A 20647-nucleotide genomic window follows, 5' to 3' on the forward strand; every position below is an offset into this window, starting at 1 on the left:
ATACCTAAAAAGAGATTAAGAGCACTTCTTAATATTTGGTTGTGACACCATAGTTATCCAAAGAGAGTGTAAAAACTCTAAACTGAGGGAAACGTGTTTGCAGTACTTGTGCTATTTTATCTGCATCCTTATCGTACACCAAATTAAAAAATGTAGAACCTGAACCTGAAAGTGTACTCATAAGTGCACCGTGCTTAAGCGCCAGTTTTTGTACATCAAAAAGTTCAGGCATCATCTTCATGCGTCTTGCCTGATGCAGCTTGTCTTTAGATGCGATACGCAAAAGGTCCCAGGACTCACTCATGAAAAGTGAAGTCATATATGCTGCTCTAGAAAGCGAATAAAGTGCTTCCTCCTTTCTATACATTTTGGGCAATATTGTTCGGGATCTTGCAGTAGAGATTGTACGGTTAGGTACAACAACTATAGCTTTGAGGTAGTCGGGCATACGCCTTTTTTTACTATAAACACGATCTCCTTCAATACAGGCAACATTAAATCCACCCATGACAGCAGGTGTAATATTATCGGGATGGTGCTCATAACGAAGTGCCTGATTAAGTATCTCTCGTTTATTGTATCGTGTACCTGCTGCCATATAGGCACCACTTAATGCAGCTACGATAACAGCAGAAGAACTTCCAAGCCCCCGTGAAATAGGAATACGATTATGAAATTCAAATCTGAAATTATCATTTCTTCCAGTAAGGCGCTTATAATTTTCATTGAAAATACTTAGGAAGAGAGAGTTTTTCTTAATCTTTGGATTATCCGCACCTTCACCATTGGTAGAGATACTTAAAAATTTCGAAGGTTTGATAATGATCTCATTTTTGAGATCCAGTGCAAGTCCCAAAGTATCAAATCCGGGTCCAAGGTTCGCTGAAGTAGCAGGTACGCTTACAAACATAATATCTCTTTTCTTCTATACAGCCGGCAGTACATATTCAGGTGTTGATTCTTCATCCAATTCAAGATCTTGAATACTCTGGGGTAATGTAAACTTCATTATTACCGGTTGTTCAAATTTTTTTGTAATTATAGTCTCTTTTTCCTTGATAAAATAGAGATTGCCTATCGCTTTGATCGGTTTTCCCCCATTTAGAGCAAAACCACTGCACCCCACACACTTGATACAACGTACGATCTCAATGGTTTTAAGCATGATATAGGTAAGCTTGATCGCCATATATGAACCCGGACCTCTAGTGTAAATGATCTTTGAAATATCATAGTTATCCAGACATTCCATAATCAAAGGCAAAAGCACTTCAGAGGTTTTTAATTCGCTGGAGAGTGTTTTAATAAGTATGTCATCTTCATACAGCCCTATAAGAAGAGGAGTAGAAATAGAAATGATCAGAAGGGAATACCGCTTATGCGAAGGACTTTTCAAACGCTCTACTTTGCAACTCATCTACCGCTATAAGTTCATAACTCTTACTCTCTGAAAGCAATTTGGATGTAAGCTGATAATTAAGATTATGACTTCCTGCAAACGATTCGTATTTTGCTAAAATATTATGTCCGCTAACCATCATATCACCCATGGCATCAAGTATTTTATGTCTTGCAAATTCATTGTCAAAACGCAGTCCTTCAGGGTTGAGCACCTTGTGGTCATCCAATCCTATTGCATTCTGCAAAGTTGCACCGAGCGCAAGATTTTGACTCTGAAGATATTGGATATCTTTGGCAAAGCCGAATGTTCTTGCTCTTGCGATCTCTTCAACAAAATTGTGTGTACTGAATACAAATTTTTCACTCTGTTCACCAATGACCGGATGATCAAACTTAATTCTAAAATCAAAAGAGGCTGTATCACTCGGTAAAAGCCGTACAAACTTGTCACCATCGCGTATCTCAACAGCTTCTTTCACGCAAATGATCTTTTTAGGTGCATCCAGCTCTTCAATCCCTGCTTCATCAAGCAAAAGACAGAAGGAGATAGATGAGCCATCCATAATAGGCATCTCATTACCGTCAACGATTACACGAAGATTATCTATTCCATAAGCATAGATTGCTGAGAGGAAATGCTCGATCGTAGAGATAAAGCCTTTATCCCCGCCAATGACCGTTGCCATACGTGTATCTATAACAGAAGAGGGAGAAAGAGGAATGCTCAGTGCCAGATCTTCACGGTAGAATACAATACCTGCATCTGCTGATAACGGCTCAAGTCTGAGCTTAATAGGCTCGCCTTTATGTAGACCGATACCCACAACTTCAATAGGCTTTTTGATCGTTCTTTGATGCATCACTCTCTCCTTTCTAAAATTTTATATTTTTCAATATTATACTCAAATAACAAATATTATACAAGTATAGCACTTAACTGTGGATTATTTGTGAACCTAGCATAGATATTACTTCCCGGAAATAATCTTATCCGCAGTCTTGAACACATTGTCTATATTCGTCTTGATCCAACCTCCGTCAAACCACTCTATAGGTCTAACTTCGATACCTTGTACCAATATACCAAAGTGGAGGTGATCTCCCAGTGCCAGACCAGAAGTACCTGTTCTTGCAATAGTCTGTCCAGCTTTTACCTTATCACCCTCTTTAACAAAAAGTTGTGAACAATGTCCATAAAGTGTATAAAGTCCCAATCCGTGATCTATCATCGGCATATTACCATAAATCCCGTTTTCATTAGCATAGACAACAGTTCCTGCATTTGATGCCCTAATTGCTGCCATTTTAGTACTTGCAAGATCATATCCTAAATGAAAAGAATGTGAAACTTCATTCTCTTTATTATTATAATAGTAGTGTCTCTCATCTCCAAAACTTGCTACTTTTTTTCCGTTCTGGAGTGGATAAAATTTTCTTACTTTCCAACTTTTCAGCATTTTGTCTGAAACCTTAGAGGATAAAGTATGTATTTTTTCTTCATTCTTTAAACGCATGTTTTCATTGATCGCTTTAAGCTTTTCTATTTTATCATCTATATCTGCATATTCGGGATCACTTGAAGCAAGATCAGTAATCTTTCCATTAATAAATTTATCTGTAGCTCTGATCCATGAAACCCTGTAATGATGATTTTTCAAATACAGTGGGATTTCTGTCACACGCTTGTTTCCTGCTTTATCTGTAGCTATGATCTTCGCATTAAAGTGATCTTGATTAAACGGCCATGCAAGTAAAGAGACATAATATCCCTCTTTTTTATAAGGTTCTACTTTAAATTTTTTCCCTGTGGTCTGAATATAAAGCGTATTGAGGTTTTCATCTTCTGCCTGAAAAACAACCAAGGCACTTCCCCCCTGTGTAATACTGTAGGAGTTTGCAAGGACATTAACGTTAGGTCGTTTATGATCAATCTTGATGTGTATCGTTTTTTCAAGTTTGTTTCCCTGAAAAAAATTCCATAAACTACTATCATTTACAACTACTTTGAGGTTTAACTCTTTTGTTTTCGAATTAAGTGTATTGCTTTTGGGATATTTAACCAAAAGTGTCTGCTCTTTCGTACCTTTTTTAAACTTCCCCTGCCCTACTATAAGACTTTTCTGTCCATCATTTAAGATCAACTCAAAATCTTTAAGTCCTACATTGTCCGAAAGTTTGATCTTTAGAGGATCTTTACGATTCCAAAACACACTGTCACTACTATGCACAACTGGTGCTGTTCTCTCAAACTCAGGTGCTGTATAGATATATCCCGCACCTGCTAAACAAATCAATAAAAGCAATCCTCCTACGATTTTTGTACTACTCTTTTTCTTATAACTGTTTCTACGCTTCATTCAAAATTCCTAACTCTTCTATTTTCTTTAAAATTGTATCTATTGTTTCTTGTAAATTGGTTTGTTTCACAATAAACCCTGCTGCCACTTTATGCCCACCGCCGCCAAAGAAAGCTGCTACCTTCGATACATCCACTGTTTTGCTGCGTAATGATATACGTATACCATCTTTCAACTCCATGGCAAAAAGCCCTATTTCTACGGTAGCTAAAGAACGGGCATAATCAACAATGCCTTCCATATCCGGCATACGTGCACCTGTTGCAATAATGTCATCCTGTGTTACCATCAATCTTGCCACCTTGCCTTCACAACAAAGCTCCAAATGACTCAAAGCCCTTTCTAATATACGCAAAGAACTAAGTGACCGTCTTTGCGTGAAATGACAGGCAACTTCAGCAGGGTTCACACCAATATCAACCAGCTCTTTAGCTACTTCAAATACTCTTTGATCCACAGAGTTTGTTGTAAAATACCTTGTATCCGAGAGTAATGCAGCATAAAAGCATGTAGCACTCTCTACACCTATGGAGTAGAGTGCTTTAAAAAGTCCATATGCAACCTGTGAAGCCGAAGCATACTCCGGTATGACCACATTAACTGTACCATAGTGCTCATTACTTTCATGATGATCAATATTTAGTATTTCCCTGTCTTCAAGGTCGAACCCCAATCTATTTGTACTTCCGCAGTCACATGTGATCACAAGGCTCTTTTCAAAATCCATCGTATGTTTGATCTTTTCAAAAGAGGGAAGAAAATCCAAATAGTTTGGCAGCATATTGGAAGCATTGACTATCTCTACTCTTTTCTTTCTGTCTTTACTAAGCAGGTTAAATAGACCTAAACCGGTACCGATGGTATCTGCATCCGGATTCAAATGTGTCACTATCGTAATGGTCTTAAAACGTTCCAGCTGCTCTTTTACTTCCGAAATATAAAATCTCTTTTCTCCTGTCATGCTTGTACTTTCTTACGTACCGGGAAGTGTAGTAAAACTCTATTACCCATCTGTTACTCTACCCTCATAGAGAGATCGATCCACTTCGCCTGGTGGATCACCGAACCCGAACTGATGGCATCCACTCCTGTAGCTGCGATGTTTTTGATCGTATCCAGCGTCACGTTGCCGCTTGCTTCAAGCAGTATATGTGAATATTTTTCATTTCTGAACTTTACGACTTCTACTGTCTCTTCCAAACTCATATTGTCGCACATAACGATATCTGCTCCAGCCTTCATAGCACGTTTGGCCATATCCAGACTTTCACACTCTATCTCTATCTTAGAGGTAAAAGGGATCTTTTGTCTAACTTCTTTCATAAAAATATCAAGGTCATCTATGGTTTTAAGGTGTGTATCTTTGAGCATCAGACAATCATCTAGTCCCATACGGTGGTTGATCCCGCCACCACAACGTACGGCATACTTCTCAAACTCTCGAAGCAGCGGTCTGGTTTTTCTTGTATCAAGCAGTTTCACCCCGGTATCTTTAATGGCATCTACATAACGTGCCGTCAATGTTGCAATGGAACTTGCATGCAAGACCATATCTAAAATAGATCGTTCCAAAGAGAGGATCGTTTTGGAATCTCCCGTAATAAAGAGCAGTTTTTTATCTTTAGTAAAGAGGTCACCATCTTTCACTTCCCACATAAGATTCAAATCATACATCTTTGCCAGTGCATCCACATATTCACGTCCGGCAAACACGCCATCACTTTTGGCAATGACATAGGCACGTATCTTTTTACTCTCAGAAATACGGGAAAAAAGATCACCTCTTCCTAGATCTTCTGCGATAAGTTTTTTTAAAAATACTTCTTTTAACATTATTTGATCGCCAGCATACGTTCAAGTGCAAGGTTGGCATACTTTACTGTATGCGGATCCACCACGATCTCATTAATCGGTTTATTATCTTCAATAGACTTGAGTGTTCTATAGAGATCTTCAAGTGTTGTTTCATTCATGGTCGGGCACTCAGGTTTTGTTGATGAGAGTACATATGTGTTGCCCTGTCTCATTCTGTTTACCAGGTTGTACTCCGTTCCTATAGCAACTTTCTGCTCAGGATCAAGCTCATTCACATATTTGATAAGCTGCGAAGTAGAACCTGAGAAATCTGACGCTGCCACGATCTTCGGATCACACTCAGGGTGTACAGCTATTTTGATACCGGGGTATTTGTTTCGATAAAATGCTATGTCATCCAGTGTAAAAAGCTGATGCACAGAACAGAAACCGTTAAAACAGATCACATCTGCTTCTTTGGGATCACACTCTCCTTCTCCGATAATACAGGACTTCAATCCCATCTGAATGGCAAAGTTCTGCCCCAGACATCTGTCTGGAACAAAAAGGATCTTCTTTCCGCTCTCCAACCCTTTTTCAATAATCTTGAATGCATTGGATGACGTACATACCATACCACCCATCTCACCTACTTTGGCTTTCACTGTTGCATCTGAGTTGATGTAGGTGATAGGCAAAATATTTTCTTTGGGTACACCCCTGTCCACCATATACTTCACAGAGTCATCAAAATAGCTTCCGTCTATCATACGCGCCATAGCACAACAGGCAATCTTTGGCATCAGTACACGTTTTTCGGGAGCAATTACTTTGACACTCTGTCCCATGAACCCTACACCACAAAAGACTACCCAGGGGTTCTCATCTGCTTTACATTTGCGTGCAAGCTCTAAGGAATCCCCTGTAATATCTGCCATCTCAAAGACTTCATCACGTTGATAGTAGTGTGCCACTACCGTAACATTAAGCTCTTTTTTGAGTCTTTCTATTTCAGCTTTATAATCAATACTCATACCCAATCCTTCGTAAATTGTAGCTATTTTAGCAAAATTCGGTTAAAATTGCAGAATAAATTAAAATTGTGGAAAAATTATGAATATTAATATAATGCTTTATCTTGCAGCGTATCTCATCGCAGGGATTCCTTTTGGGTATCTATTGGCAAAACAGTTTGCCGGTGTAGACATTAAAAATGAAGGCAGCGGAAATATCGGTGCAACCAATGTACTTCGTGTTGTAAAAGAAAAAGATCCGAAACTTGCTAAAAAGTTAGGTGCTGCCACACTCTTTTTAGATGCGATCAAAGGTATTCTTGTGATTCTTGTTGCCAAAACACTGGGTGCCCCGGAAAGTGTACTCTGGACAATCGCTGTACTGGCAGTTGCCGGACACTGTTTCTCGGTATTTCTCTTCTTTGAAGGCGGTAAAGGTGTAGCTACAGGGTTTGGGGTATTACTTGTGATGATGCCTGTACCTGCCCTTATTGCGATTGCGGTATGGCTAGGTGCAGCAAAGGGCTTAAAGATATCTTCACTCTCCTCGCTCATAGGATTGGCTGCCTTCATCATAGCCTCCTATGTCATGTATCCGGAAGTACCGGGGATCGGTTCCCATGCACCTATCTGGATCATTGCTTTCATCATTTTTTATAAACATATCCCCAATCTTGTACGACTCTTCAAAAAAGAGGAAGGCAAAGTCTAATGACCATTCATATAGAAGCACTTACCTTTGATGTGATCATAGGTCTGCTTGATTATGAGCGTGAGAGACCACAACGTGTCATCATTGATCTGGATGCTTCTTATGACTATAGTGATGAAAACTTTATTGACTATGCCGATATGGTATTTCTTATACAAAAAGAATTGAAAGAGAAACGTTATAAACTTCTTGAAGAGGCACTTCTTGGCATGAAGCATATTTTATACGCCACTTACCCCCAATTCAAAGCACTCTCACTTAAAATTACCAAACCGGATATCTTGTCTGAGTGCTCTGTTGCATTAAGTAACTCATGGAAATTTTAAATCTTAAAAAAACTTTCAGAAACCTCATTTTTATGTTATAATATTAAATAAATCTTAAAAGACAAAGGGTCACTTATGAGAGTATTGATCATAGAAGATGAAGTTGGACTGGGAAAAACACTTTCCCAATTACTTACAGAAAACAGTTATCAATGTGATGTGGCAGAAAATCTTGGCGATGCCAAATACTATCTTGACATTCGTAATTATGACCTCGTATTGCTCGGCTGGGCAAAGATAAATGGCAATGATATCGGTCTTATATCTGATATAAAAAGAGATGCACATAAAACTTCTGTGATCGTACTCTCTGAACGTGAAGACAAAGAGAGTGAAATAGAAGCCTTGCGTGCCGGTGCAGATGATTTTATCCGTAAACCTTTTGATAATGACATACTCCTTGTACGTATTGAAGCAAAGCTGCGTTTTGGTGCCTCCAATATCATTGAAATAGAAGATCTTATTATAAACCCTGAAGAAGAAAAGATCATCTATCAGGGCGAAGAGATAGAACTCAAAGGAAAACCTTTTGAGGTTCTGACCCATTTAGCAATGCATAAGGACCAGATAGTCTCTAAAGAGCAGCTTCTGGATGCCATTTGGGAAGAACCTGAACTTGTCACACCAAATGTCATTGAGGTTGCCATTAACCAAATACGTCAAAAAATGGATAAACCTTTGGATATCACAACTATTGAAACAGTTAGAAGACGCGGTTACAGATTCTGTTTCCCTAAAAAAATATCCTAAATACTCATATGGAAGCGTAAGAATGCTTCCACTTCTTCAAAAACAACCCATAGTAAAAAGAATTATTCACTTTTAAATAAAGCATAAGCTTTCTTGGGTTATAACTCGTATAAATAATAAAACATGAGGATAATATGGCCCTTTTAATAACGGATGAATGTATAGCATGTGATGCTTGTAGAGAAGAGTGTCCCAACGAAGCGATCGAAGAGAATGATCCAATCTATCTTATAGATTCAGACAGATGTACAGAATGTGTAGGTCACTTTGATGAACCACAATGTATTGCAGTATGTCCTGTAGACTGCATTATCTCAGATCCGGACAATGTAGAAAATATTGAAGAATTAAAATTTAAATTTGAAAAACTTCAGGAAGAAGAGTAAGATTTAAGATGGCAAAACGAACCGCGATCATTGATATCGGTTCTAATTCAGCCAGACTGGTTATTTTTGAAAAAACAAGCAGATACGGTTTTCATCTTATCTGTGAGCAGAAATCAAAAGTACGCATCGGTGAAGGAGCTTATGAAAAAGAAGGCTACCTTCAACCCCTCGGTATAAGAAGAGCCTATTTTGCACTACAGTCCTTTCTCCATACAATAGAGAAATACCAAGCCTATAAAACCATATGTGTTGCTACATCTGCATTAAGAGATGCTCCCAACGGAAAAATTTTTATAAAATGGATCAAAAGAGAATTAGGGCTGTCCATTAATGTCATTGACGGCAACAAAGAAGCTATATATGGAGCTATAGCTGCAAAAAATCTACTTCCTGTTAATAATGTCATCACCATAGACATTGGAGGAGGTTCATCAGATCTGGCACTCATTAAAGATGGAAATATCATTGATACTTATTCTCTTAATTTGGGGACAGTCAGACTCAAGGAACTCTTTTTTGATAAAGCTATGCCGATGAAAGAGATCAACCAAAAAGCTAAAGTATATATAGACAGAGTATTTAAAGACCTCCCTGAACATTTTAAAAGCAATTTAGCTATTGGTATAGGTGGTACTGCAAGAGCACTAAGTAAAGGGATTATGAAGCAAAGTGAGCATCCTCTAGACAAACTTCATGCTTTTACCTATAAAATAGATGATTTTTCAGACTATTTACATGCTATACCACTCAGTTCGGCAAAAAATCTAAAAAAATTCACATTGAAAAAAAACCGTTATGATACCATTCGTGAAGGTACTCTCATCTGGAATGAAATACTCTCTTTTATAGAAGCAAAAGCTGTCATTACAAGTTCTGTCGGGGTAAGAGAAGGCGTATTTTTTGAGCAGTTTCTCAAACAAGACAATCTGAAGTTTCCACAACATATTAATCCGAGTATTACCTCTATTTTGGATCGCTTCAAGCCTTTCATCTATACAGAATCAAAGAAAAAGAATAAACTGAAGATAGCCACAACACTATATACTGTACTGCAAAAAGAGATAAAAGACAATAAACGATACAGCAGTGAACTTTTATGGGCGTTGAAACTCTCTTCTATTGGGAAAACTCTGACTATCTATAAGTCACATCAACATGCATTCTATATTGCTATGCAAGAGCTGAATTACGGTTTTACACATAAACAGATTGTTCTTATCTCTTTTCTGCTTCGTATGAATGGAAAAGAGCTCCTTCATAAATCTCTTTTCCAGAGTTTTAAACCTTTACTTCCTGGAAAAGAAGAACTGTATTGGTTAAGTTTTATCTATACACTTACAGTATTACTGCATGAAGCATCTAACAGTGCAAAAATTGATTTTACTTACAAAAACAGCACTTTACTGATTGCTTCTGATAAACCATTGTATCTTGTAAAAGAGAGAATAAAAGCATTAGAGAAACCTATACCCTTTGCTATTATTATAGAGGATAAAGAAAAATTACCTAAATGCAAGAGATTGGGGATTTAAATATATGGGCGGGCGGATATAGTGATCCACCCCTTAGAGAAGATTAAAACTTCGTTCCCATAGAGAATTCGAATGTTGATGTTCTGTCACCTGCCTCAGGGTTGATCGCTTTAGCAAAAACCAGATTGATCGGTCCGAATGCAGACTGCCATTCTATAACTGCTCCTGCTGAAGAACGCTTAATTTCATTGAAACTGTCTTCACCTATCATACCGTAATCATAGAAAAATGCCAATCGCATTTTTGCTGCTTCAGAGAGAGGGATACTTGCTTCAACTGTTGCAGAAGCACGTTTTTTCCCACCAATACGACTGTTCAGGTCATTTGGATCTTTAAGTGGTGTCAGTGAATATGGGTCATACCCTCTTACGGATCCAATACCACCCATATAAAGTTTCTCACCTATAGGCAATTTCTCATTCGTTCCACTACTGATCACTGTAGCTCTTGCCTTAAATCTCAAGATAAGGTCATAATCGATCCAGTCATTCAAACCATAATAGAGCCCCAGTTTACCTGCTGTTTTTATAAATGTACCATAACCATCCTCTTCACCACTTCCTGCAGTCGCATTAAAATCATCTCCGTCTAAACTGGCATATTCAACATTTACTGCAGCGATCATCCCTTCTCTTGGTACATAGTAATCATCCGTATTATCAAAAGATAAGTTAAAGAAGAGTGAAGTTTTCTTATATTTGTCATTGTAGAAACCATAGCGATCATAGAATGTAACATTCCCATCAGAGGCAACAATTTGTTTATCATTTTTTTCTGATTTGTTATCTACATACCCTACACCTACAGATGCATGAAAATGTCTTAGGAATTCTCTACCCAGCATGAGAGAACCACCTGTTTGGTCTTGTGTAAAGTTATAGTATTCATATTTTTTCTTATAGACATTAAATCCTAAACTATAAAGGCTGTCCCAAAGTCTAGGGTTTGTAAAAGAAAGGTTATAATTTGTTGATATTTTGGAGATATCAAAACCTACACTCCCGTTGATCCCTGAACCAAAAAGGTTTTTATCGGAAACAGAAGCATTAAGCATAAGTCCCTCATAACTTCCATATCCACCACCCGCAGAGATCGTACCGGTTGCTGTCTCTTTTACTTTTACAAGAAGGTTGATCTTGTCAGCAGAGATCCTTTGGCTCTGAATATCAACCTTTTCAAAGAATCCTGTTCTTCCTAAAGCATTCTTACTGTCTTTAAGATCCGTTGCATTAAAGGTATCTCCCGGAGCCAGATAGATATATCTACGGATCACCCTGTCTTTTGTACTGTCATTTCCTGAAATAAGCACATCATTAACTGTTACCTGCATACCCGGTTGAATAACATATTGAAGATCAATCGTTTTGTCTTCAGGGTTTTTATGCATACGTGGAAGTACCTTTGCATAAGCATAGCCCTTATTTCCCGCTGCTTCTTGAAGCATCTTCATATCTTTACGCATTTTGGAAATATTGAAGATCCTACCCTTTTTCAAAGAAAGATCATTTGCCAATGCTTCACTGTCCAACCCGTCTATATCTTGTGCTACACTCACTTGTCCCACACGATACTGATCTCCCTCTTTTACCTGATAATCGATCTCCGCACTGTATGAACTGTAATCTACACGCATCAGAGGTTTACTTACGTATGCATCTAAATAACCATGTTTCATATAAGTATCTTTTACTCTATAGGCATCATATTCGAGTTGATCTACTTTAACATCCCCACTGTTTAAAAATGGCAGCCAACCAAGAAAGTCTTCTTCCTGGTTTGCCAAACTTGTTTCAAGTTCACTTTTGCTTAATGCTGAAGCACCGATAAAGTTAAGCTTTTTGATCTTGATCTTCTCACCCTTGTTCACATTAAAAACAACAGAAACTGCACCTTTCCCGACAGGAGTGGTCGTTACTTCAACCACAGAGTCATAGTTACCCTTACTCTCAAGTCTGGATATCAAGGTTTTTTTTGCACTTTTAATACGTGCCTCATCATAAAGATCGCCTTTTTTAAGACCAATACTCTTTAAAAGCTTTTTACCGTCATCCCCTGTGCCGTACCCTTTTATCTCAAGATTGGCAATTGCTGCTTTTTCTTTAAAATGGTAAATGAGTGTTCCACCCTTTTTATCAACCCAGACATCCTTAAAATATCCCTGATTAAAAAAGTTCTTGATGGATTGATTGATCTTTGCACTATCCATTTGGTCACCGACGTGTATACCAGCAACTTCTTTTGCAACAGAAGGAGAGAGGTGAGCCAGTCCTTCAAACTTGATCTGTGTTATTTTTTGTGCCAACAGCAGTGAGCCTATTAACAGCCATACAAAAGCTATCTTTTTTATCATACTTCAACCTTAACATAATTTGCTAATATTTTATCTTTATTCCTCTAAGAGATTCATAATAAACAAAAAAAACAAAAAAAATCATGCTATAATCCCCTAAAAATATTCTGGATAACATATGGCAACAAAAATAGGTATCATAGGTCTTGGACTGATGGGAGGTTCTTTAAGTATTGCGCTCAAAGAGACTTCAGACAAATTCCACTTTATAGGTCTTGATCATAATGAACAACATTGCCAACAGGCACTCTCTTTGGGTCTTGTAGATGAGATCGTCCAAACTTTAGATGAGATCAGTCAATGTGATATTATTTTTCTTTCTATCCCTGTTGATGGGATCATTGCCATTTCCAAGCAGTTTAAAAACCTTGATACACAGTGTACTATCATCGATCTGGGAAGTACAAAAGAGAAGATCTCAAATGCTATTCCTGCGGAGATAAGAGAGAATTTTGTAACAGCACACCCTATGACCGGGACAGAAAAGTTTGGACCATCTGCTGCAGTAGCTGATCTCTACAAAGATCAAGTCGTTGTACTCTGTGATCTGGAAAAAAGTGGAGAGCATCAGAAGAAAATCGCCAAAAAACTCTTCACAGACATACAGATGAAACTGGTCTTCATGGATGCAAAAGAGCATGACAGACATGCTGCATTTATCTCCCACATGCCCCATGCACTCTCCTACGCTCTTGCCAATGCAGTGATGAAACAGGAAGCTAAAAAAAGTATTATTGCCCTTGCGGGGGGTGGATTTAAAGATATGAGCCGTATCGCCAAATCAAGTCCAAATATGTGGGAAGATATTTTCAGACAGAATAAAGAGAATCTCCTTGAGTCTATTTATGCTTTTCAATCTGAGCTGAAAAAGTGTCAAAAAATGATTGAGAATGAAGAGTGGGAAAATTTAAATAAATGGATGAAAAAAGCCAATACACTGCATGATATTTTAAATTAGCACTTCGACAAGCTCAGTGACTGAAAATAATATACTATAACAGTATCTAAGCTTGCAAAAGTGATCATAATCTGTATCTAAACGTTACGATCACCGTAGCTTTTTTATGTATACTTTTGAGTATCGCCTCTTTGAGTCTTGCTTTTTCATCTTTGCTTAATATCCCGGTACTGATGACCTCGCAGCGTATTTCATCTCTCTTTGGATGATGCAACAGGTTAATATGTGTTAATTTTACCTCATGCTCACCTACATTAAAAACCAAATTAGAAAGTGTTCTTTGTACTTCTATATCTTCTTTCATTTGCGAAAATGCGCTATAAAGAGGTATCGCAACGATAACGACAATACCCATCCATGTCATCATTCCTTTTTTTGCGATATGAATAGGTGAAAAACCCAATATTGTAAAGGTTAATGCTGCTGCCAGTACAATACCTACAAGGTTGGTAATGAAAAGTAGAAATGCTGTGAAGAACATATGCCAGTTTCCCCAACCCAAACCTATACCAGCTACAGCTATAGGAGGCACCAATGCCACAGCAATAGCAACACCCGCCAGACTTCCGAGTATTTTCTCATTGCTCTTTGCATACGCTGCCGCAGCACCTGAAACAATGGCTACAAAAAGATCAAGGATGGTAGGGCTCAATCGCCCTGCCATCTCTGTGGTCAGTCGTTCTATGGGCGTGAAAACAGCAATGAGTGCTGCTGTAATTACTACAGCAATCACACCTATCAAGATTGTTTTTGCACCATTGAACTGAAGTGTTGTATCTTGTCTGAGTACCCCCATACTCAGACTTACAATAGGCTGCATCAAAGGAGCAAGAAGCATGGCACCAATGATCACAGAACTGGAGTTGATAAAAAGTCCAAATGTTGCGATCATTGTTGACAAGATCAGCAAAGTCATAAATGTAGAACTTAATTTACTCTCTTCCCTTAAACTGGTGAACAAGGAAGCATACTGCTCCTGGGAAGCATGGGAAAAAAGAGGAATACTCTTTGAAAGATAATTTGCACTCTCATCATCTGAAGGGAGATGGTCTATCTTAATACTGTCTTTAGTTCCCGACTCTTTACCTTGTTTCTCCCAAAATTTTTCACCTGCTCCCAAAGCTAAAGCTTTCTCCTCTACTTCCAATTCTATGGGGGTGAGCTGTTTTTGAGCCGAGTCTATGAGCACATTCATTGGCTCTTTTGGCTCTATGGTGATCTTGCTACTGCGTATATACCCTACCGATCGGGGTAGTTGCTGCGGCGTTAAATGGGAAACCAAGGACTTAAACAGATAGCCAATATACTGCATGATGGAAGTAGGAGAAAGAATAACAATGGAAAATTTTCCATCCGTAGAACATAATTGTGAAGCAATGAGTTTAGAGGCAAATGTGTGGTTGGGATATTCTATACCCACAATTCCAACAGCAGAGAGTTTAATTTCATTGCTTTGGGCAACAGTGATCTTCATCTGTGTATGCTTAAGTTCTTTAACACGCTTCATCGTACGCCAAAAGATCTTTACTCTGTCAAAAAAACTTTTTTGGTTGAGTGTAGAATCGAACCTGTCAAGAGGCGGCGCATCGCCCACAACTACCTCTTGCAGTACGATCTCCCCGTTGCAGTAAAGCAAGTCGATCTTCTTTTCATTTACTTGGAGTGCCTGAGAAATCGCCTCCTCCCTTTTGGCAGGAAAATCAAACGTCCTTATCAGCTCTTTTTGTTCCTCAGTCGGAATGATCCCCAGAGGAAGGCCGTTTTGATGGGCGATCCCCATTAAAATTTTGATCTCATGCAAACAACCTGTTACCAAAAGATGGATTGCCTGATCCACATTCATTTCACCCAATTTGGAAAAAGGAAGGTAAACGATCTTCTGTTCTTCCAAGAAGGGATAGCATTCTTCAATGAACGCTTTTTTATCATCGGCATATATATAATAAATCATAAGAGTATTATAACAACCCTACCTAAAACGCTCCACCATCTCTTTAAGTTCTTTTTTGATTTTAATTGTAGATTTTTTTTGGCTAGTAATACCGTGAGGTTTTGCATGAATTACTCCATTTTTATATGGAACAATTATAGCAAGTTCTATCAACTAATTAGGTTGTATCTTTGGTTCTACACAATTATCTATAGTATCATTTTCATGTAATTATGAATATGAACTGCAAGATACTAATTTCATAGTAAAATAGAACCACTACAAAGTCAGTAAATTACAACTCACTCTTGCATTGTCTCACAGATTCAGAGAGCCTCTTACATTACAATCCTGTTGGTTTACAAGAGTTAATATGATAGTTTTCCTTATCCTCTCCAGTAACCCTACAGTTAGAATTTTTTGTAAAGACAACACTATCTCCATTTTCATTTAGCTTATCAAGTTCCACCATACCGTCTGAAATTGGATGATCACTTCCAACACCTAATGCTATAGATTTTGCAGAACTGACACCGTTAAAAGTATATGCCATTAAAGCATCTAAAGGCTTGAGAACATGCTGTATATTAGCAACACGATCTTTAAATGATTCACCAACTATATGATTATCTTCAATATAATGATGCCCCTGTTTTTCGTCATATACCTGATAATCTTTTTGGTCACTAGGAATAGAAGTCAATAAACTATATGTTTTCAAAGGTATTCTTGGTGATTCTCCGGGTCCAGGAGATTTTCCATCTTTGGTAGACTGAAACATAATTACATTGGTATTGGTTGGTAGTGCCTGTAACTCATTTTCATGCATACCCTGGATATGATACGGATCGAATGAATAGATAAATCTACCATTAGAACCATACTTTTCTTTATCTGAAAAATGCTTAAGCACATTGAAGGCATGTGCACCTCCTGTAGAATGACCAAAAACACCGATTTTTGTAGTATCTACTTCGTTATTTATAGCTAAATCTATTATACCTTTTTCTAATCTATCAATAATATGATAAGCACCATAACTACTTTTTGAGGCTAAAACTGCATTTCCATGGCTAACCATAAATTTAATAAGTGTTGTATATCCTTTAGCTGTATTTCCATTCCCACCTGGTACCATGAATATTAAAGGTGGCTTTGGTCTCATATTGGCTATATCTTTAGGGTAATAATAAGTGTATTCACGATTTTTATTTTCTTTCATCCTCATTTCATATTTCCCTGCTTTCCCATAGTCATCTCCCCCTCCAGAACTTACACTTGCCATAATAGTATGTTCAACAAAATTATTACATCCATCAGTAGGAGCGTATACAGCAATATAGACATAACCATTTTTATTCACAGACACAGAACAACTATCAGGTATTGCACTGTGCGTGTGTCCACCCTTCACAGACTTGCAATCAGACCTCTCCTTGGAAGCTTGTGAGCCCACTCTGACATATAAGTTGCCATTTGCATCCATATCGTACAAATCTACCTTAACTGTATCACCCGCATCTGCTTTGATTTTATAGTATTTATATTTACCTTTATCAACAGTACGCACTATTGGTTCACCAGAACGTAAGCGTGTAGTGTTATTTGGTCGTATAATACTTGCTTTTATACTATGTTTTACTTTTGAATAAGACCCATAAAGAGGAGCATGTACAGCTATATACACATAGCTATCCTTATTCACTGGCACAGAACAACTTTCATTCATTGGATTATGTGAGTGTCCACCATTTACAGACTTGCGATCAGACCTCTCCTTGGAAGCTTGCAAGCCTACTCTGACATATAAATTAGCATTTGCATCCATATCGGTCAAATCTACTTTAACTGTATCACCCGCATGTGCATAAATTTTATAATATTGGTATGTGCCTCTACTAACAACCTGTTTCTCTTTTTTTTGACCAGAAGATAATTCCACATCTCCATGGGCGCTTGCATAAACTTGGGGTGAAAGTAGCAATGTTGTTAAAAGTAGTATTTTACTTAATCGTTTCATTGTATTCTCCTTTTTTTAATATACTTCATCATACACCAAAATAAAACCTTTGTCATTCATCTATCTTAATATTTATGATTTTTTTATTTTTGATTTGGTTTTGGTTGAGGGTGGTTTTTTGGCTAAAAGTACCGTGAAGTTTTGCATGAATCACTCCATTTTTATGTGGAGTGATTATAGAAAAATTATTTTCGTACCTTGTTTCTATAGATTTCTTCCATCATACCTTTCCAAGCAGGGTCAAGACTAGGGTTTAGAATATAGGGCTTACCCTGCTTATCATGCGCATTAGGTTCATCAACTTCAAGCCAATCCAAGTGAACAAGTCCACCTTGTTTACCCGCTTTAGAGGCAGAAAAGAAAACAACATATTTATCACTCTTATCTAGCGCACGTTTTAGTGTTATATTCATATCTTTAAGACTTACTTTATTTGTAGTATCCCATCCGTGATAAAAGCTAGTCAAGGGTTCATTGGAAACCATAAAATCTACATGCACTTCTTTTGCCCATGAAGCACGCTCATCCACTGGTACTATCCAGTGCTTGGTAGAATCTATCTTTTTTTCATTGGTATCATTAGAGGCAATGGTATATTTACGCCATTCATAGGCATCATCAAAATGTTTTTGTGTACGAAGTTTATAATCTTCTCCCATATCATGCAATGTTGCCTGATGAGAGAGTCCTTTTTTTAGCCCTAGGAACATTGCACCCTGCCATTCACTAGTATGCTCTGTTGTATCCACCACAACAGGATGCGTTTCACCATCCTCGTCAACAATGCCATGGTCACCTTTTTGATGCCCTTCTACAGGAGAATGGTAGTAAAGCACATCTATTGTTTCATAATTACGTACCATCGCTTCCATAATTTTCTTGAAAAGAGCTGTTATCCTTTCTGAATGTTGCACAAAAGTATGTTTAGGATTTTTATACGACACATATCTTTTATCATACTTAGTAATATTATGATCGTAGTTAATCATTTTACGATCTTGATCGTGGTAGGCTTCATTGTCATAAATAATCCCTCTGAAACCTAATTCATTGGCTACACTTGCTAAAGTTCCAAAATTGGCTATAACATTATCCCATGTATCCGTATTATCCCAAAAGTCACCAGGAAAATGCATACGCACTTCTAGAAAGTTTGATTTTTCAGTGTATAGATCTTTCATAACTTTGAGTTCATTAAATATAGTTGCACGTGATATTTCAGTTGCATCGTGTTTCATAACTTTATCAGTAAACGTGTCACCAATTATGGTAAATCCAGAAAAAGGCAAAGTGTTAATATAGTCAGCATGTGAAGCATAATAACTTGGATATAAATAGTGCCATCTTGATTTTGGGTGAAGGATTAACTCTTTTTTATTTACATTTTTATGAATACTTGCCATAATAGTATGTTCAACATTATTATAACATCCATAAGTAGGAGCATAGACAGACACATAGACATCACTATCCTTATTCACAGTCACTGAACAACTATCAGGTATTGCATCGTGTGAGTGTCCACCCTTCACAGACTTGCAATCAGACCTCTCCTTGGAAGCTTTTGAGCCTACTCTGACATACAAATTAGCATTTGCATCCATATCATACAAATCTACTTTAACTGTATCGCCTGCATGCGCATAGATTTTATAGTACTTGTATGTTCCCCTATCAACAGTACGAACTTTTGGTTCACCAGAAGTTAATACTGTAGTATTCTCTTTTACTTTGTGAACATGCAACGTAGTATTATGCGTACCGTGAATAATAGATTTGATTGCATTATGACCATAAACGTTTAATTTATTTGCATTATTTTTGTTTTCATCATCAGTATAGATTGTTCCACTTGCTAGAGATTTAGAAAAATGTTTAGGTGCAAAAACACCATATGCTATCCCTATATCAGGGAAAGAATCCATACCCTGATCTCTCCCCTCAAAATAACAGAACTTTAAACGGGTATTACGTCCAACACTATTTGGATAAATATTACCTGTAAAACTGTTATTATTATGTGTATTTTCATTATCAAAATATCGGTAAAAGCTAATACTATCGGCAGGACAACTTTCACTCAATTGTAACACGGCATAATCTTCTCCATTTGACAAGGGTTTAAATGCTTCACTATTTATACGACAAAATTTAAATTTTGTTTTTCTACTTGTATCCCCTACCCAACCTGTTAATTTACTGGCATTTGATGTATCTTCATCATCCATATAGATTGTGATTGTTTTTGAATTTGCAGGACATTTTTTATCAGGAATCACACCAATATCTGCAGCAAAAATACTCGAAGATAACACTAAAGCGCATATACCCACTACGGTTTTATAATTAACTTTCATTTGATCTCCTTCATTTTATTTAAGTTCAATTATGATTCCATCATACAAAAAAACAAACGCTTTGTCATTCAACTATATGAATATTTGCACTCTTTTTTTAATTGACTAAGATATTGAGGAGTCATACCCAGATAGGTTGCTATATGATATTGTGGGACTTTATCCAGTAGGTATGGGGTGGTTTGCATAAATGCATCGAATCTTTCTTGAGATGATTTCATCTGCCGATCTATTATTTTTTCATAAAGAGTTGCATAGGCTACCTCAGTCATAAGACGACTAAGTCTCTCTTCTTTTTGCAGTATTCCATGTAAATTCTGTACATCTTCATACGACACAGCCAACAATTCGCAATCTTCGATGACCTCTATAGACACTATAGATTCCTTCTGTGTAATAAAACTGTAGTAATCTACCACAAACAGATTATTGACCTTTGAATTTTCATCATTAAACATAATATTCCATGTATAATCTTTGCCATCTTCTCCTATCATGTATGCTCTTGCCAAACCTGAATTAATGAAAGATATTTTATGGCAAACATTACCTGCATGATGTATAATTTGACCTTTTTTATAATGTTCAATGTTTATTTTAGTTTTATATTGCTCCCATTCTTTTGATGTTGTATCTATATATTTTTCGATAAATCTTTTATATTTAGTATACATTTAAATTATTGTAATTTCTTTTTCTTATTTTTAATCGATTAAACTCTCTGAGAAACCCAAAGAATTCATTTGATTTCGGATATTATA

At 37.2% G+C, this 20647-nt stretch carries 19 protein-coding genes; 6 read left to right on the forward strand and 13 right to left on the reverse strand.

Annotated elements, in window-relative coordinates:
• Window positions 1-28 precede the first annotated feature (28 nt).
• The 7 genes from thrB to nadA form a co-directional block, all read right to left on the reverse strand.
• Window positions 29-910, reverse strand: a complete 882-nt coding sequence (thrB, locus tag MVE01_RS02920; RefSeq protein WP_472560663.1) for a homoserine kinase — start codon at window positions 908-910, stop codon at window positions 29-31.
• Window positions 911-925: 15 nt separating this feature from the next.
• Window positions 926-1417, reverse strand: coding sequence for a hypothetical protein (locus MVE01_RS02925; protein WP_472560664.1), 492 nt, complete (start codon window positions 1415-1417; stop codon window positions 926-928).
• Window positions 1377-2261 (reverse strand): UDP-3-O-acyl-N-acetylglucosamine deacetylase, encoded by an 885-nt coding sequence (lpxC, locus tag MVE01_RS02930; RefSeq protein ID WP_472560665.1) that lies wholly within the window; start codon window positions 2259-2261, stop codon window positions 1377-1379. The genes MVE01_RS02925 and lpxC overlap by 41 nt, the downstream gene beginning before the upstream one ends.
• Window positions 2262-2369: 108 nt before the next feature.
• Window positions 2370-3758: a peptidoglycan metallopeptidase Pgp6 gene (pgp6, locus tag MVE01_RS02935; protein WP_472560666.1), complete on the reverse strand. Its 1389-nt coding sequence runs from the start codon at window positions 3756-3758 to the stop codon at window positions 2370-2372.
• A complete protein-coding gene (locus MVE01_RS02940) occupies window positions 3748-4719 on the reverse strand; it encodes a DHH family phosphoesterase (RefSeq protein WP_472560667.1) in 972 nt (323 codons plus the stop codon). Before MVE01_RS02940 ends, pgp6 begins: the two co-directional genes overlap by 11 nt.
• 53 nt (window positions 4720-4772) lie before the next feature.
• The gene (nadC, locus tag MVE01_RS02945; protein ID WP_472560668.1) at window positions 4773-5591 is read right to left on the reverse strand and encodes a carboxylating nicotinate-nucleotide diphosphorylase; all 819 of its coding nucleotides are present in this window, start codon (window positions 5589-5591) and stop codon (window positions 4773-4775) included.
• On the reverse strand, window positions 5591-6586 hold the full coding sequence (gene nadA / locus MVE01_RS02950) for a quinolinate synthase NadA (protein WP_472560669.1): 996 nt from the start codon (window positions 6584-6586) through the stop codon (window positions 5591-5593). The genes nadC and nadA overlap by 1 nt, the downstream gene beginning before the upstream one ends.
• 79 nt (window positions 6587-6665) lie before the next feature.
• On the opposite strand from nadA, the gene plsY reads away from it, so the two are divergent.
• The 5 genes from plsY to MVE01_RS02975 all read left to right on the forward strand — a co-directional run bounded on the left by plsY (window position 6666) and on the right by MVE01_RS02975 (window position 10271).
• A complete protein-coding gene (gene plsY / locus MVE01_RS02955; RefSeq protein WP_472560670.1) occupies window positions 6666-7277 on the forward strand; it encodes a glycerol-3-phosphate 1-O-acyltransferase PlsY in 612 nt (203 codons plus the stop codon).
• A complete protein-coding gene (locus MVE01_RS02960; protein WP_472560671.1) occupies window positions 7277-7603 on the forward strand; it encodes a dihydroneopterin aldolase in 327 nt (108 codons plus the stop codon). The genes plsY and MVE01_RS02960 overlap by 1 nt, the downstream gene beginning before the upstream one ends.
• Before the next feature lie 75 nt (window positions 7604-7678).
• Window positions 7679-8353: a homeostatic response regulator transcription factor HsrA gene (gene hsrA, locus MVE01_RS02965; protein WP_472560672.1), complete on the forward strand. Its 675-nt coding sequence runs from the start codon at window positions 7679-7681 to the stop codon at window positions 8351-8353.
• A gap of 134 nt (window positions 8354-8487) precedes the next feature.
• On the forward strand, window positions 8488-8739 hold the full coding sequence (locus MVE01_RS02970; RefSeq protein WP_472560673.1) for a YfhL family 4Fe-4S dicluster ferredoxin: 252 nt from the start codon (window positions 8488-8490) through the stop codon (window positions 8737-8739).
• A gap of 8 nt (window positions 8740-8747) precedes the next feature.
• Entirely contained in the window at window positions 8748-10271 is a 1524-nt protein-coding gene (locus MVE01_RS02975; protein WP_472560674.1) for a Ppx/GppA phosphatase family protein, read from the forward strand.
• 43 nt (window positions 10272-10314) lie between these two features.
• Here MVE01_RS02975 and bamA read toward each other — a convergent pair whose 3' ends face one another.
• The gene (bamA, locus tag MVE01_RS02980) at window positions 10315-12621 is read right to left on the reverse strand and encodes an outer membrane protein assembly factor BamA (RefSeq protein WP_472560675.1); all 2307 of its coding nucleotides are present in this window, start codon (window positions 12619-12621) and stop codon (window positions 10315-10317) included.
• 118 nt (window positions 12622-12739) lie between these two features.
• Here bamA and MVE01_RS02985 point away from each other — a divergent pair, with 118 nt between their 5' ends.
• The gene (locus MVE01_RS02985) at window positions 12740-13579 is read left to right on the forward strand and encodes a prephenate dehydrogenase (protein WP_472560676.1); all 840 of its coding nucleotides are present in this window, start codon (window positions 12740-12742) and stop codon (window positions 13577-13579) included.
• 64 nt (window positions 13580-13643) lie between these two features.
• On the opposite strand, the gene MVE01_RS02990 is transcribed toward MVE01_RS02985, so the two are convergent.
• The 5 genes from MVE01_RS02990 to MVE01_RS03010 all read right to left on the reverse strand — a co-directional run bounded on the left by MVE01_RS02990 (window position 13644) and on the right by MVE01_RS03010 (window position 20560).
• Window positions 13644-15530, reverse strand: coding sequence for a TIGR00341 family protein (locus MVE01_RS02990; protein WP_472560677.1), 1887 nt, complete (start codon window positions 15528-15530; stop codon window positions 13644-13646).
• Between the two features lie 18 nt (window positions 15531-15548).
• Window positions 15549-15683 carry a hypothetical protein gene (locus MVE01_RS02995; RefSeq protein ID WP_472560678.1) on the reverse strand — a complete coding sequence of 45 codons (135 nt, stop codon included), beginning with the start codon at window positions 15681-15683 and terminating at the stop codon, window positions 15549-15551.
• A gap of 169 nt (window positions 15684-15852) precedes the next feature.
• Window positions 15853-17529 (reverse strand): alpha/beta hydrolase family protein, encoded by a 1677-nt coding sequence (locus tag MVE01_RS03000; protein WP_472560679.1) that lies wholly within the window; start codon window positions 17527-17529, stop codon window positions 15853-15855.
• A gap of 185 nt (window positions 17530-17714) precedes the next feature.
• Complete coding sequence (locus MVE01_RS03005; protein ID WP_472560680.1) at window positions 17715-19886, reverse strand: hypothetical protein; 2172 nt, start codon at window positions 19884-19886, stop codon at window positions 17715-17717.
• A 68-nt stretch (window positions 19887-19954) separates the two neighbouring features.
• Window positions 19955-20560, reverse strand: coding sequence for a Crp/Fnr family transcriptional regulator (locus tag MVE01_RS03010; RefSeq protein WP_472560681.1), 606 nt, complete (start codon window positions 20558-20560; stop codon window positions 19955-19957).
• Window positions 20561-20647: the final 87 nt, after the last annotated feature.

It is taken from the genome of Sulfurovum sp. (genome assembly GCA_026990595.1).
In the GTDB taxonomy this organism is placed as follows: domain Bacteria; phylum Campylobacterota; class Campylobacteria; order Campylobacterales; family Sulfurovaceae; genus Sulfurovum.

Excerpts from the sequence above, each read along its gene's own strand:
- pgp6 (WP_472560666.1), bottom strand. The coding sequence starts at position 3,758 with ATGAAGCGTAGAAACAGTTATAAGAAAAAGAGTAGTACAAAAATCGTA.
- nadC (WP_472560668.1), bottom strand. The coding sequence starts at position 5,591 with ATGTTAAAAGAAGTATTTTTAAAAAAACTTATCGCAGAAGATCTAGGA.
- nadA (WP_472560669.1), bottom strand. The coding sequence starts at position 6,586 with ATGAGTATTGATTATAAAGCTGAAATAGAAAGACTCAAAAAAGAGCTT.
- MVE01_RS02925 (WP_472560664.1), bottom strand. The coding sequence starts at position 1,417 with ATGAGTTGCAAAGTAGAGCGTTTGAAAAGTCCTTCGCATAAGCGGTAT.
- MVE01_RS02975 (WP_472560674.1), top strand. The coding sequence starts at position 8,748 with ATGGCAAAACGAACCGCGATCATTGATATCGGTTCTAATTCAGCCAGA.
- MVE01_RS03005 (WP_472560680.1), bottom strand. The coding sequence starts at position 19,886 with ATGAAAGTTAATTATAAAACCGTAGTGGGTATATGCGCTTTAGTGTTA.
- hsrA (WP_472560672.1), top strand. The coding sequence starts at position 7,679 with ATGAGAGTATTGATCATAGAAGATGAAGTTGGACTGGGAAAAACACTT.
- MVE01_RS02985 (WP_472560676.1), top strand. The coding sequence starts at position 12,740 with ATGGCAACAAAAATAGGTATCATAGGTCTTGGACTGATGGGAGGTTCT.
- thrB (WP_472560663.1), bottom strand. The coding sequence starts at position 910 with ATGTTTGTAAGCGTACCTGCTACTTCAGCGAACCTTGGACCCGGATTT.
- bamA (WP_472560675.1), bottom strand. The coding sequence starts at position 12,621 with ATGATAAAAAAGATAGCTTTTGTATGGCTGTTAATAGGCTCACTGCTG.
- MVE01_RS02940 (WP_472560667.1), bottom strand. The coding sequence starts at position 4,719 with ATGACAGGAGAAAAGAGATTTTATATTTCGGAAGTAAAAGAGCAGCTG.
- plsY (WP_472560670.1), top strand. The coding sequence starts at position 6,666 with ATGAATATTAATATAATGCTTTATCTTGCAGCGTATCTCATCGCAGGG.
- MVE01_RS03000 (WP_472560679.1), bottom strand. The coding sequence starts at position 17,529 with ATGAAACGATTAAGTAAAATACTACTTTTAACAACATTGCTACTTTCA.
- lpxC (WP_472560665.1), bottom strand. The coding sequence starts at position 2,261 with ATGCATCAAAGAACGATCAAAAAGCCTATTGAAGTTGTGGGTATCGGT.
- MVE01_RS02960 (WP_472560671.1), top strand. The coding sequence starts at position 7,277 with ATGACCATTCATATAGAAGCACTTACCTTTGATGTGATCATAGGTCTG.
- MVE01_RS02970 (WP_472560673.1), top strand. The coding sequence starts at position 8,488 with ATGGCCCTTTTAATAACGGATGAATGTATAGCATGTGATGCTTGTAGA.
- MVE01_RS03010 (WP_472560681.1), bottom strand. The coding sequence starts at position 20,560 with ATGTATACTAAATATAAAAGATTTATCGAAAAATATATAGATACAACA.
- MVE01_RS02990 (WP_472560677.1), bottom strand. The coding sequence starts at position 15,530 with ATGATTTATTATATATATGCCGATGATAAAAAAGCGTTCATTGAAGAA.